Origin of the sequence: Pseudonocardia xinjiangensis (assembly GCF_012911925.1) — a bacterium.
GTDB classification, from domain to species: Bacteria; Actinomycetota; Actinomycetes; order Mycobacteriales; family Pseudonocardiaceae; genus Pseudonocardia; species Pseudonocardia xinjiangensis.
The window spans coordinates 51,540-65,146 of sequence record NZ_JAAXKY010000022.1; the positions used below are offsets into that span (position 1 = coordinate 51,540).

General features: G+C 65.5%; 9 protein-coding genes and 3 pseudogenes. 5 read left to right on the top strand and 7 right to left on the bottom strand.

What is annotated here, in order from left to right; all coding sequences use genetic code 11:
• Position 1: 1 nt before the first annotated feature.
• Positions 2 to 610, bottom strand: a complete 609-nt coding sequence (locus tag HF577_RS09695) for a sulfite oxidase-like oxidoreductase (protein ID WP_211174022.1) — start codon at positions 608 to 610, stop codon at positions 2 to 4.
• Between the two features lie 572 nt (positions 611 to 1,182).
• Here HF577_RS09695 and ctaD point away from each other — a divergent pair.
• On the top strand, positions 1,183 to 2,937 hold the full coding sequence (gene ctaD / locus HF577_RS09700) for an aa3-type cytochrome oxidase subunit I (protein WP_169395429.1): 1,755 nt from the start codon (positions 1,183 to 1,185) through the stop codon (positions 2,935 to 2,937).
• An 817-nt stretch (positions 2,938 to 3,754) separates the two neighbouring features.
• Here ctaD and HF577_RS39650 read toward each other — a convergent pair.
• The 4 genes and pseudogenes from HF577_RS39650 to HF577_RS09720 form a co-directional block, all read right to left on the bottom strand.
• Positions 3,755 to 4,161: pseudogene (locus tag HF577_RS39650) on the bottom strand (NADP-dependent oxidoreductase); the annotation flags it as partial.
• A gap of 55 nt (positions 4,162 to 4,216) precedes the next feature.
• Complete coding sequence (gene msrB, locus HF577_RS09710) at positions 4,217 to 4,711, bottom strand: peptide-methionine (R)-S-oxide reductase MsrB (RefSeq protein WP_169395430.1); 495 nt, start codon at positions 4,709 to 4,711, stop codon at positions 4,217 to 4,219.
• A gap of 771 nt (positions 4,712 to 5,482) precedes the next feature.
• Positions 5,483 to 5,920: an FAD-binding oxidoreductase gene (locus tag HF577_RS09715; RefSeq protein WP_312859036.1), complete on the bottom strand. Its 438-nt coding sequence runs from the start codon at positions 5,918 to 5,920 to the stop codon at positions 5,483 to 5,485.
• Positions 5,921 to 6,675: 755 nt separating this feature from the next.
• Entirely contained in the window at positions 6,676 to 7,335 is a 660-nt protein-coding gene (locus HF577_RS09720; RefSeq protein WP_169395432.1) for a TetR/AcrR family transcriptional regulator, read from the bottom strand.
• A 284-nt stretch (positions 7,336 to 7,619) separates the two neighbouring features.
• On the opposite strand from HF577_RS09720, the gene HF577_RS09725 reads away from it, so the two are divergent.
• Positions 7,620 to 7,967 carry a hypothetical protein gene (locus HF577_RS09725; RefSeq protein ID WP_169395433.1) on the top strand — a complete coding sequence of 116 codons (348 nt, stop codon included), beginning with the start codon at positions 7,620 to 7,622 and terminating at the stop codon, positions 7,965 to 7,967.
• A gap of 655 nt (positions 7,968 to 8,622) precedes the next feature.
• Here HF577_RS09725 and HF577_RS09730 read toward each other — a convergent pair.
• Entirely contained in the window at positions 8,623 to 9,276 is a 654-nt protein-coding gene (locus HF577_RS09730; protein ID WP_312859037.1) for a TetR/AcrR family transcriptional regulator, read from the bottom strand.
• A gap of 437 nt (positions 9,277 to 9,713) precedes the next feature.
• Complete coding sequence (locus HF577_RS09735) at positions 9,714 to 10,130, bottom strand: TetR family transcriptional regulator C-terminal domain-containing protein (RefSeq protein WP_169395435.1); 417 nt, start codon at positions 10,128 to 10,130, stop codon at positions 9,714 to 9,716.
• A gap of 1,572 nt (positions 10,131 to 11,702) precedes the next feature.
• Between HF577_RS09735 and HF577_RS38095 the strand changes: the two are divergent.
• From HF577_RS38095 to HF577_RS09760, 3 genes and pseudogenes are all read left to right on the top strand, one after another.
• Positions 11,703 to 12,531: pseudogene (locus tag HF577_RS38095) on the top strand (IS481 family transposase); the annotation flags it as partial.
• A gap of 475 nt (positions 12,532 to 13,006) precedes the next feature.
• Positions 13,007 to 13,300 (top strand): transposase, encoded by a 294-nt coding sequence (locus HF577_RS40140; protein ID WP_407692196.1) that lies wholly within the window; start codon positions 13,007 to 13,009, stop codon positions 13,298 to 13,300.
• A gap of 30 nt (positions 13,301 to 13,330) precedes the next feature.
• Positions 13,331 to 13,607 (top strand): annotated as a pseudogene (locus tag HF577_RS09760) (integrase core domain-containing protein); the annotation flags it as partial.

Genomic DNA, 13,607 nt, shown 5'->3' on the forward strand with positions numbered 1-13,607 from the left:
GTCAGTCTCCCTGGTAGCGCTGCTCGAGCCAGGGGTCTCCCCGGTCGTGGTATCCGTTGCGCTCCCAGAAGCCGGGCTGGTCCTGGGGCAGTAGCTTGAGCCCGGACACCCACTTCGCGCTTTTCCAGAAGTACAGGTGGGGCACGAGCAGCCGGGCCGGTCCTCCGTGGATCGCTTCCAGCGGCGTGCCGTTCACGTTCCAGACCACCCACGCCTTGCCGTCGGTCACATCTTCGATCGGCAGGTTGGTGGTGTAGCCGGTGTGCGAACGGGCGAGCACGAACGCCGCGTCGTCGAACGGACCCGCTGCCTTCAGAAGGGTGTCAACCGAGACCCCGTCGAACGTCATGCCGAACTTCGACCAGGTGGTGACGCAGTGAATGGCGCCCTCGTAACGAGATCCCGGCAGGGCTTGGATCTCCTCCCAGCTCCACGTGGTAGGCGTCATGACCAGGCCGTCGACGGTGAAGGTCCAGCCATCGGTGCGGATGGACGGTGTGGCTTCGGCGTGCAGGACAGGCCACCCGTCGCCGGCGTCGTACTGACCGGGCGGCAGGCGCGGATCGCGCTCGGCCGCGCGACGCGTGAATCCTCTGGTGACCGGCATCATGCTTCCTCTCGTCTGCGTTTGGCCGTGCGATTTGGGCTGGCCGGTCTCAGGATCGACACGACGTCACTGTCGGTGTTCGAATCTGCCGGTCATCCGACCAGCGCGAGCGACCGCAGGGCGACTTGGCACGGTGCTCGCATACCGTGCGACATCTAGTTACCCGTCAAATCCGGTACTGTCAAGTCCAGTTCATGCGCGGGTTAGATCCTCTTCGGTGCGGGCGCTCGCGACCATCTAGCTGGGTGAATATGACATAAGGTGCAAGTTGCGCCCCCACGGTCGGGGCGCCGGTTCCATCCGAAGACGGCTGGAGTCGGGTCTCAGTGAACTTGACAGTTCGACGCCAAGACCTGATAGTCGGACTCGATAGTCCAGAGAGTCGACGACGTGTGGCCATCGGAGGACATCGAGCCTCGCTCTCCGCCGTCCGAGGTGCTCCTCAAGATCAACGATGACCCAGCGTAGCTACTGGCTTTCGCAACGCGAAGCGGTCTACGCGTCCGCGCAGGCGCTCGCCGAGCGGTCGAGCGAAGCGGTGTGAATCTGGCGGGCTGGTTAGCGCAGGAGGCGATATGACACAGCTTGTTCCGGCACCGGTCCGTGCTCGTGCAGCACCGGTGCGCCGTGCGGCCGTGGGGTCAGCACTCGTCAGGATGCTGCGGACGACGGACGCCAAGGACATCGCGGTCCTGTATCTGGTGACGGCCTTCGTGTTCTTCCTGGCCGGCGGGGCCATGGCGCTGTTGATACGCGCCGAGCTCGCCCGGCCCGGTCTGCAGTTTCTATCGAACGAGCAGTACAACCAGCTGTTCACCATGCACGGCACGATCATGCTGCTGCTGTATGCGACGCCGATCGTGTTCGGTTTCGCCAACTACATCGTGCCGCTGCAGATCGGCGCCCCGGACGTGGCGTTCCCGCGGCTCAACGCGTTCTCGTACTGGCTGTTCCTGTTCGGTGGGTTGATCGTGCTCTCCGGCTTCTTGACGCCGGGTGGGGCCGCCGATTTCGGCTGGACCGCCTACGCGCCCCTGTCCGGCGTGGTCCACTCACCCGGCAGCGGGTCAGACCTGTGGATTATCGGCTTGGTCGTCGGAGGACTGGGCACGATCCTCGGGGCCGTCAACTTCATCACCACCATCGTCTGCATGCGCGCCCCGGGCATGACGATGTTCCGGATGCCGATCTTCACCTGGAACATCCTCATCACCGCGATCCTGATCCTCATCGCGTTCCCGGAGCTCACAGCGGCGTTGCTCGGTCTGCTGGCCGACCGCCACCTCGGAGCCCACGTGTTCGACCCGGCCAACGGCGGGGCGATCCTGTGGCAGCACCTGTTCTGGTTTTTCGGCCATCCCGAGGTCTACATCATCGCGTTGCCGTTCTTCGGCATCGTCTCCGAGGTTTTCCCGGTGTTCGCCCGCAAACCGATCTTCGGCTACAAGGGCCTGGTCTACGCCACGATCGCGATCGCCGCGCTGTCGGTGGCGGTATGGGCCCACCATCTGTACGCCACCGGAGCTGTGCTGCTGGCCTTCTTCTCCTTCACCACGTTCCTGATCGCGGTGCCGACGGGCGTCAAGTTCGTCAACTGGATCGGCACGCTGTGGAAGGGGAACATGACCTTCGAGCCCCCGATGCTGTTCGCGCTGGGCTTCCTGGTCACGTTCCTGCTCGGTGGCCTCACCGGAGTTCTGCTGGCCTCGCCGCCGCTCGACTTCCACGTCTCGGACACCTACTTCGTGGTGGCGCACTTCCACTACGTGCTGTTCGGCACGATCGTGTTCGCCACCTACTCCGGCATCTACTTCTGGTTCCCGAAGATGACCGGCCGGATGATGGACGACACCCTCGGCAAGGTCCACTTCTGGCTCACCTTCATCGGCTTCCACCTGACCTTCCTGGTGCACCACTGGCTGGGCGCCGAGGGCATGCCCCGCCGCTACGTCGACTACCTGCCCACCGACGGGTTCACCACGCTCAACACGATCTCCTCGATCGGGGCGTTCGTGCTCGGGGCATCCACGCTGCCCTTCATCTGGAACTTCTTCCGCAGCTACCGCTACGGCCGCGTGGTCACCGTTGACGACCCGTGGGGCTTCGGCAACTCGCTGGAGTGGGCCACGAGCTGCCCGCCGCCGCGGCACAACTTCACCGAGCTCCCGCGCATCCGCTCGGAGCGGCCGGCGTTCGAGCTGCACTACCCGCACATGGTGGAGCGCTACCGCCGCGAGGCACACGCCGGCCGCCGGGCCTCGCCCTCCGAAGTAGCGGCTCAGGCCAGGGCGCGGGAAACGCAACCCAACTCGGACCCGCGTTCACGCTGACGGAAACGCGGTGTGCGCCGCGGAATCACTGGAGGCTCGGCGTAGTGCGATCCGGCCCCGACGCTTCTGGAGGGAGCGGCAAGTCTGATCCTCAGAGCGCGCCAGCGGGGATCCGGCTGCCTAACTCGGTCCGGCGGATGTGCCAAACACTGCATCGCGATCGATGGCATGTTCGGCAGCCCCCGTTATCGTTGACTCCATCCCCGTCCCGTTGCCGAACACCTGCGCGTCACGGCGACATCACCCCGCGAGTGGAGGAGCTTTCTTGTCCACCGACGACACCGCTGCGGACTACGCGCCGACCTCGCGCACCTCTTGGAGCTATGGAACATGCTTCTCACGTGGAAGCACCCTGATGACTACGGGAGAAGGACGTCGCGGCCAGGGGCTGCGCGATCGGTCAGGACTGCTGCTCGAGAAGGTGTAAGAGGTTGGCATCTCGCCGCAGAAGACCTGAAGTCCGATCGGAGCGACCGAACGTCCAATGAGCTCGATCACAACATGCGCACGGTTGACCGCCCGAACCTTTCTATCGAGATGCCGGCGACGTGAGCAAGGTTCCCTGCCATCACGGAGCTGTCGCGCCGGGTACCGACGGCAACGTGATCAGGTTCTATCTCGGTCTCGCCGACTGTTCCCATCGATGTCGTTGTCGAACGGCCGCGTCACTGCCCGCGTGACTCGACTAGCGGCTGTATCTCGGCGACGAGCTTGACCTCCACCAGTTAATTACGGGACGCCAAGCTCGCTATGCCGATCTACCGCCCGGCGATCGCGTCGCCGGTCCTTACGGGCGAACGCGGATGATCGTCTTCCCCTCGAAAACCAGATCGACCCGGCCGACGTCCTCCAGCGAGTCGTTCTGAATGTGGACGAACTCCTGCGCGCCGAAGTCGAGCGCCGTCCGCCGGTCGGCAGCACGTCCGGTACCGATGACGTAGGCACCCGCCTCACGCGCGAGCTGCGTCACCATCGATCCGACTCCACCGGCCGCACCGTGCACGAGAACGCTCTGCCCCACCTGGACGCGGCCGTGCACGAACAACCCTGCCACGCGGCCAGACCCGAGATCGGCAGGCTCGCGCCCACCCTGAAATCAACGTCGCCCGGCAGCGGCGCGAGGTTACGCGCCTCGACGGCAACATACTCCGCCAGCGTGCCGTCGCGAGTCCAATCCGTGAGCCCGAACACCCGCTGACCCACCGACAGCACCGTCGTGCCATAGCGGTCTCGCAGCGCTGCGGCTCTGTGTGAATCTTAGAGTCGCAGCGCTGCGACTCTAAGATTCACTTACGCTGGCCGGCGGGTCCTCGGTGTCAACCTCTTTATCGGCGCCGAATAGCTCGCGGTACTCACCGTACCCTTCGCGCACTAGGTCAGCTAGGGGCACGAACCGCAGTGCGGCGGAGTTGAGGCAGTAACGGCGCCCACCCCTGTCGCGCGGACCATCATCGAAGACGTGTCCCAAATGACTGTCTCCATGAGCGGATCGAACCTCGACCCTGCTCATCCCGTAGCTCCGGTCGTCGCGCTCCGCCACATTGCGCTGGACGATCGGCTTTGTGAAGCTCGGCCAGCCCGTATGGCTATCGTACTTGTCGATAGAAGCAAAGAGCGGCTCCCCGGACACGATGTCCACGTAGATGCCCGGCTCCTTGTTGTCCCAATAATCATTACTGAAGGCGCGTTCGGTTGCGCCCTCTTGGGTGACACGGAACTGCTCAGAGGTCAATCGCGCGATGGCCTCTGGCGATTTACCGTACTTCGACTCCAAGTCATCTCCTCCGTTTTCGCTATAGCTGGCACCGCGATGATGGATGCACCTGGCCAACCAGAGATCGGCTGCCCAAACAGGTTAGATAGACCTCACCCCCCTCCTGATCGCAACCGCTGCCTGCTAGGTGGCAGGCGGCCGGCCAGCTCGACTGGACCGTCTAGTCTGACTATAGAGCGGGCATGTAGCGGGCGTCGAGGCCCTCGCCCGCGGTGACCCCGCCGACCTCCTCCGCCGCAACGCCGCCCGCGAGGCCGGCGTCGACCGCGATCTGCTTGAGCGGGGGTCTCGAGGGCCACCTTGACGATGTTGGCGCCGGTGGCCTCGTCGCCGTGTCCAGGCCCGGGTTCCCGAACGGGCCGCTGGCAGGACCCAAAGGGTCTGGACGAGGCCCCAGCTCGGCATCGAGCGGGACGTGCGAGCCGCCTCCCCCCGGCCGCAGGAGTTGAGGCTGGCTTTCGACGCGCGCCGAGCAAGGCCGTATCACTCAGCTCGTCGCCTTCACCGAGCGTCGCCCGACCCTCGGTATCGGACGGCACGGTCCGATGTTTGCCACGCCCCCTGATCGCTCGACAGGCGGGAACTCGCGCTACTCCCATTGTTCGGTGAAAGGAGTGATCGCGATGCTAATGCGTACCGACCCGTTCCGAGAGTTTGACCGGCTGAAAGGCTCCGCCGTGCCGTGGCCGTGGCTCAGCTGATGGAGGGCATCGCCCCCTCGGTGAGCTTCAGGCGGGATGAAATGTTCATGTTGATGACCACCGCCACGATCTACAGCAGGTGAAACAGGTCGGGCTGCCCGAGCACGCGGGCGTGGCGCAGCATCGACATCACGGGCACGATCCCGGATTCAGCGGCCACCCCGAGGGCGGGTTGTCGGTACCAGGCGAAGTGGCCGCCGATCGGCCCCCGCACCTTGAGCACGTCTCCCACTTCGACAGCCTCGCGGAGGAAGCCCGAGACCTCACCGCCCGGGAGGATCTCGACGGTGATCTCGATCTCCGGCGAACCCGACGGCGCGGTGGCAATCGAGTACGTCCGCTGCGCCCGGTACCCGCCGGGTGCGGTCAGGCGGACGATGAAGTGCTGCCCGGCCCGGGATGCAAATACCTTCAGATTGAAGGTCTTGGCGGTGGGGGTCTCCTGACGGACCTGGACGACCGTGGCCGTCTGCCACGGCCCGGGCGGCTCGACGGCTGCGGTGGTCACCAACCCCCTGGTGGCGGCGCGGGGGACCGCCGTGGATGTCGTTCGAGGGCGCGCCGTTGACGTCACACGCGGCCCAGGCCTTCACTCCGGAAGGACCCTGAAGTGCGATCTCGAGGGTCTGGTCGGTGTGCCTCGCTGGCGTGAACGCTTCGCCATGTTGGACCGAGATGTCCGTACTCGCGTCGTCGTGCGCGGGAGGCCGTCGTGAGTCGAGCACGCCGCGACGCCGGGCGGCGAAGCCCTTCGTTAAGAGCGTGAACAGATTCAACTCGCCACCCTTGGTGCGAACCCGATGAGGGCCAGCCGGACCCCGATGCCGCCGATCGCCACTGCCATCGGACGCGAGGTGCGCGCCGCCGGGAGAGCAGGTGGTCGCCCGCTAGGCGGCCATGTCGCGGTGGCGAGCCCTGGGGGTCGGTCCGAGCGTCGAGATCAGCCCACTCCGGCGCTGGATCCGGTCCGGCAGCGACGTAGGACTCCCCATTCGCGGAACGCGGCGTTTACGAGGGGGCCGGGCTGGCTCCGCGCTGTCCGGGACTCTACTGGTGCCGGCGTCATACTGGCCAGGGTAGGCGCGGACCGCATACGCCGAGGGAACGGCCAGCAAATCCCCTCGCATGAGAATTACGAGTACTCATCTCCGGTCCTCGCCGATTTACGGCCGCAGCAGCACCCGACTCGCGGCCGGCCTGCCTCAGCCTCGGCAGGTCGGCCTTTCAAGTCTGGCTGGTGATGGGGCTTCCAGAGCCTGAATGTCAGCTTGCTGCGCCGGATGCGCTTTTCCGCTGTGGCGCGAGCGCCTCCACATTGCGGATCGCGAGGTCCAGCGCCAGCGCTATCGGCTGCGCGGTTCGTCCGGCTTGCGAGAGGAGGTGGCCGCCTTGGTAGGCCGCCATGATCCCGGTGGCGAGTTCTGCCACGTCGGCCTCGGTATCGAGTTCGCCGCGATCCTGCATCCGGCGGAGCCCGGCAGCGAGATACGACTCCCAGCTCCGGAACGTGGCATTGATCAGGATCCGGGCCGGCTCGGAGCGATCCGCGAGCTCACTAGCGAGCGAGCCGATCTCGCAGCCGTGCGCTCCGTGGCGTTCCTCGACGAAACTAACGACGGCATCGCGCCATCGCCGCAAGCCCTGCAGCGAGCTGAGTTGTTCGAGGTGGGGCTCTTGCCGCTCCATCACCCGCGCGGTCTGCATCTTGATCACCGCGGTGACCAGAGCGTCCTTGTCGTCAAAGTAGTGGTAGAGCTGCGACTTGCTGGTACCGGAGGCCTCGATCACCTGGTCCATGGTCGTGCCGGCGACCCCGTTGGCGTGCATGAGATCGGCCGCGGCGCGGACGATGCGCTCGCGGGTGAGAGCGCCGCGGGCGGTCAGGCGCCGCCGCGCGGGAGGCTCGGCTCTGGCACTCGTCACGGAGGCGATCCTATCTCGACAACTTGACTCTTCGTCCTGGCGAGATAATCTGGAATACTTAGTCTAGAGGACGCGGTGGTGGCTGAACGTCACAGCACGCCCGACACGCCGTTCGAGCCCGATCGATGTCGAAGGGTTGCCGGACGTCTCACGCCTTGAACCTGCAGTTCTTTGCGCCGCCCGCCTTCTCTGGGCATACTCGAGACGGCAGTGAGAGACACGCGGCGCTGACGCCAACTAGATATAGTGGACTAGTTAGTCAAGTGTAAGATGATGGCGGCACCTTGGGCAAGGTCCACCTCTGGCTGACGTTCGTCGGCCTCCACCTGACGTTCCCGGTGCAGCACTGGCTGGTTGCCAAGCGCATGCCCGCCGCCTACGCCGACAACCTGCCCGCCGACGAATTCACCGCGCCCAACATGATCTCCTCGATCGGCGCGTCACCCTCGGGGCCTCCACGCTGCGTTCATCTGGAACGTCTTCCGCACTACGGGCGGGTGGTCACGGTGGGCACCCGTGGGGCTTCGGCGACTCACTGGAGTTGGGCCACGAGCTGCCCGCCGCCGCGGCACAACTTCACCGAGCTGCCGCGGATCCCACGATCACGCCATTCGTTGCGGTACGCGTTGTAGTCGGCCCGGCGGCATTCTGCACAGGGACGGTGCGCCGCGGCGAACGAGACGGCTTCGTCATACAAGTAGAGGGCGTGTAGTGATGCGGCCGCCAATGCTCACGCCAGTGGCCGCGGAACTGGAGCGCACATGTGATCCAGGGGTCGCACGCATAGAAGCGGACAATTTTCACCCCGCTATAGAGAATACCCCGCTTGCCTGCCCGGACACCAACGAAGCCGGATCGACTCGATGTCGCCCGTCGGCGTCAGACGGTTGCGGCCCGGCATCATCTTGTGCTCGTGCAGCGGCAGCATCGACACACGGTGCCCGATCCAGAGGAGCAAGCGGCAGGGGGGTCAGCACGCGTTCCTCGCCGCACCCTGCACCTGGCAAGCCGGCCTACATATCAGGCCATGACACCATGGATAAGCATCCGCCTCAGATGGGCGCCGTTGTCCCCACCGGTTTATGAACTGAGGTCGAGTCACCTCCACCTCCACCTCCACCTGCGCCCGCTCCTATCAAACCGCGACCATGATGTGCGCGTCCCGATCGGGACGCCGTGCATAGCTCAAGCCAATACCACGAAGGAGCCGATGGTGGCTGTCGCGTCAGCGTCGGTTTTTGTTGGTCAGCAGACGCCGTTTCTCTTGATCGATCGCCGAGCCGAGCGTCACATCTGGTCGGCGTCGGCGGTCGATCCCGATGCATGCCCGCGGACGCGGTCCAGTGCCATGTCTAAAGCAATCTCCATCGGCCTCACGTCGCGCTCCGCCTGGGCGAGCAGGTAACCGCCCTGCACGGCAGCCATTATCCCCGTGGCCAGCCATCCGGGGTCAGCGTCCGGACCTAGCTCGCCGGTCTCACGCATCCGCGCGAGCCCGGCGGCGAGCAGGGCCTTCCAGGTACGAAAGTGGGCAGCCAACGCGACTCGCGACTCCTCGTCCCGATCAGCGAGTTCGTTCGCCAGTGAGCCCAGCTCACAGCCGTATGCACCGTTACGGAGGGCGTTGCGCTGCACTATCGCGTCTCGCCAGAGTTCGAGCCCGCGTAAGGAGCTCAACCGCTCCAGCCGCCGGCGCTGCCGCTCAAGCACCCGACTGGCTTGCAATGAGATGACCTCACGCACCACGGCGTCTTTGTCACTGAAATGCTGGTAGAGCTGCGACTTACTGGTGCCACTGGCCACCCGGACGTCATCCATGGTCGTTGCAGCCACGCCCTTGGCGTACATCAGATCTGCAGCAGCCTGCAGGATACGCGCTCGGGTGGCCGCGCCGCGCGCAGTAAGTCGCGGCGACTGACCCCCGCCGTCCGCATGCGCCACAAGAAGGGAGGTTACCAAGCAAGGGTGCAGCAGAACAGTCATTCTGAACATTGGGTCCAACTGCAGCAGCCCGCGCTGATTCGTGGACTTGACCAACGAAGGGGCGCGCGGACGGCCCCCGTGCATGTGGGTCGGATCTGCGCCTCCGACCGGCGGGAACCAGCCCCCAACGATTTCCCACCACGCCGGACGGCCGGGGTCAACCCTGGTGACCTTCGGCCCCTGGCGCCATGCACGTCTTGGTAGTCAGCACTCGACCGAACGCTGCGGACGCATGATTACCCGCCGAGCCAGCCGCCGTCTTGCGGGCTGAACCGGACATACACGGAGGGGCGCGAAATCCGCGAGTCGCTCCTGCGCGGATCAACTTGATTCAAGATCAAGCTCAGGTCATCGCATACAGTGGCCTGGGTACCGCGTCACGTCGCTGTTTGCATCTAAGCCAACGGCTCGGCGAAGTATCGAACATGCTCGAGAGCCATGTCGAATGCGAGCTCCATCGGCCGCACGCTCCGCGCAGCCCGGGCAAGCAAATAGCCACCCTCAACGGCCGCGATGATCCCCGTGGCCAGCGCGGCGGGATCGGCCTCAGGCCGCAACTCGCCCCGCTCCCGCATCCGGCTCAGGCCAGCCATGAGACAGAAGTACCAGGTCCGAAGCGACACATCCGGCAAGCTGCTGCGCTCGGGGTCCGTACGGCCAACCGACTCACCCGCCGCGGTGCCCTCTCCCACGCGGTCGTCATAGCGCTCCCGCACCCTACGCACGACGACGTCACGCCAGCGCTCGAGTGACTCGAGGGAGTCGAGGCGCAGCGGGTACGGTTCCTGCTCGAAGAACTCCCATGACCTCAAGCTCGATCACCCTGGTTGTCCATGTGCCAATCTCTGACCTGTAGCTGCAGGGTGCGAATGAGCCGAGCAAGGCCGGTGGTCCCGAGCTGCCGCTCGGCGACTCCCCTCCGACCGTATCGGCTCCGAACAGGAGTGGCTTTCAACCAATCCGAGTCCGGGAGGGCCGTCGAGCGACAAGCGGTGCCGCACGGCAACTGCATGCGTGGTCCCTCTGGAGCATCGCGACCAGACACACTACGACAACTCGTTGGCCCCTGCACTCGACCAACGCCGTCGGCGAGGAATTTCGGTGCCGGCCGAAGGGAACTAGACCGGTACCTGCACCGCTTAATTGCCCGCGCGGCGCGCCAAGGTAGGGCAGCCTCTTGCATCAACCGCAGAATCAGATCTGCTGTGCCGATCCGGCGCCATCTTTGATGGAAGACGACGGACCTCCCCTGCCGACGAGGTGGCCACTGCGAAATCATTCGTCTCAGGGATGGTTCCGCCACTGCCAGACCGCTCGCTGCGGACGGCGCCGGACGGGGGTAGGTCTGGCCATAGCCGGCCAGCTCGCTGCGTGCCGAGTCGAATTCCCCCAAGCGTTGACCTTAAGAGGCGGGAGCTGTCTTCATGACTACTGTCGGCGCTGCACTGTGTGACATATGCGCCACCGACCGGGGGCAACATTCTGCGTCGCAGCCCTCGCAGCCCTCGCAGCCCTCGCAGCCCTCGCAGCCCTCGCAGCCCTCGCAGCCGTCGACGCGCGGCGGCACCTCGCCTCCTCCCAAGACTGGACCAACTAGTCATAGAATTACTGAGAGAGCTCGGACTGTCAAGTCCAGTATCAGAGCGCTGATGCTGGTCTCGAAGACTGGAGGCGTGTCTGCACGCCGGGCTCGTTGGCCCCCAGTGGCGATCCTGCTGTTGGTTCCCGACCGGACCGGCAACCAACAGCCGACGCAGCCGGGCCGGCGTCGCTCAAATCGTCAGGGTATGCGGTTGTGTCGCGGGGGGCGTAGCCGCCTCAAGCGAGACTCACGGGACTGTCCATCGAGCACTTGGTAGCAGAGTCGCCAGTGCGCGCCATGACGTGTCGAGGCGACCTACATGGACATCCCGGAACTCGCCCACCTGGGCACAGACACGCTCGGTGGCTCGCGCGCCGTGTCTGCTGCTCCCCGCTGGCAAGAGGTGCAGCCCCCACCCTCCCTCGATGCCCGAACGCAACCTCTGCAGAGAGATTCGGCCGATCCGGCTTCATCGCTTAGAGATTACCCGCGACGGCCCCGCAGCCGACTGTTCGCCCAATGGACGATAAGGTTCATTCGCCTAGAGCTTCTAGCGGACGATGCAGTCCATACTTCGCGTTCGAGATCCATCTGCAGGGTTGTGACTGATCTTGACCCGGCCTCGGCGCCGGAAGCTCCTGATCATCGACTGAAAGCCAGCCGAAGCGTGTTCTAGATGTACTGATCGGAGACGTTGGTCGAGATTGTGTGACGACACGAGCTGATTGATCTTGTGAGGGAGGACCTCCTGGGTTGGTGTGGAGCTGTCTGACGGCATCCACCACAACCACAGGAGGTCCTCGTGGCTCACGTTAACGCGGCCCTGACTCCACGCGCCCGGCTCCGTCTCGGGAAACTGATCGTCGAGGACGGGTGGTCGGTCTCCCAGGCCGCGCAGCGGTTCCAGGTGTCGTGGCCAACGGCGAAACGGTGGGCTGATCGCTACCGCGAGGAAGGCGAAACCGGGATGGTCGACCGGTCCTCACGCCCGCACCATTGCCCGCGGGCCACCCCGGCACCGCTGCGACGCAAGATCGTGCACCTGCGCTGGAAGCAACGCCTCGGACCGGTCGAGATCGCCGCAATCGTCGGACGGGCACCCTCGACGGTGCCTCACGTCCTGGTCTGCTGCGGCATCAATCGACTCTCCTGCATGGACCGAGCAGCGGCGAACAGTCCGCCGCTACGAACATCCCCACCCCGGCGATCTTGTCCACGCCGATGTGAAGAAGCTGGGCAACATCCCTGAGGGCGGCGGGTGGCGCTTCCTCGGCCGGCGCCAGGGCCTCCGCAACCGGGCCGCGATCCCGAACAAGCCCCGCAACCCCTACCGAAACCCGAAGATGGGCACCGCAACCCGAAGATGGGCACCGCCTACATCGACACCACCCTCGATGACCACTCCCGGATCGCCTACAGCGAGGTCTGTGACGACGAGACCGCCGTGACCGCGGTGGCCGTGCTACGCCGTGCGGCGGCCTGGTTCGCCGCCCGGGGAGGTGACCATCCGCCGAGTGCTGACCGACAGTGACTCGGCCTACTGCTCCCACCTCTGGCGCGACACCTGCACCGAGTTCGGGATCGTCCCGAAACGCACGCGGCCCTACCGGCCCCGAACCAATGGCAAAGTCTGGGAAGACTGTCCTCGGTGCTGCACCCCGCCGAGTCTGACCCCCGCAACCGAGATGGCGACTGTCATCGGTGGAGTCGGCACCAACAAGCACATTAACTACGGCGCCGTCAACGACGAACACGGCCGCCTGCTCGACCACCAAGAGTTCGCTGCAGCCGACCACGGCTACCAGGAGCTGCTGGCCTGGAAGCGCAGCCACGGCCGGATCGTCGCGATCGGCGTCGAGAGCACCGGTTCGTTCGGCGCGACCCTCGTCCTGAGGAAGCGGACGCTGGTGAACCGGTGTCTACGGTTACGGCCCGAGACCGATGATCTCCTCGACCTCGCAGGTGGCTGCCACCGGCTGCTGACGGCCGGGGTGAAGACCTCCCGGTGACCTGGCACGCCGATGGAAGACCCTCGACAACCAGATCAAGTCCCTGAACCGCCAGATCGAAGCCCTGGCGCGCAATGCAGCGCCCGCGCTCGTCGAACTGCACGGTGTCGGGGTCGAGCTCGCCGGTCAATTCCTTGTCGCCGCCGGCGACAACGCTGAGCGCATCCGCAACGAGGCCGCCTTCGCCAAGCTCTGCGGCGTCGCACCACAACCCGCGAGTAGTGGCCGCACCACCGGTCGCCACCGGCTCAGCCGAGGAGGCGACCGCGCCGCGAACAGCGCCCTCTGCATCACCACCATCGTGCGGATGCGCCATCACCAACCCACACGCGACTACGGCGAACGACGCACCACCGAAGGCCTCAGCAAACGAGAGATCACCGCTGCCTGAAGCGCTACATCACCAGAGAGATCTACGCCAACCTCCCCCGACCAGCCGCAGAGCCGAGCATCTCGGCGATTTGACGAACAGAGGAGCATCGAGCGGTTCCACCGCACACTCGTCGACGGGTGGGCCTTCCGCCGGCTCTACGCCAGCGAGTCACTCCGTCGAAAAGCCCTACCCAGCTGGATCCACGAGTACAACCACCACCGACCCCACACCGCCTGCGGAGCCCGCCCACGGATCACCATGTTGACCAGCGTCGGCCGGGCCGGGCGGGCGGGTGTACCCCCTCCTGGCCACCCGCCCGCACGAG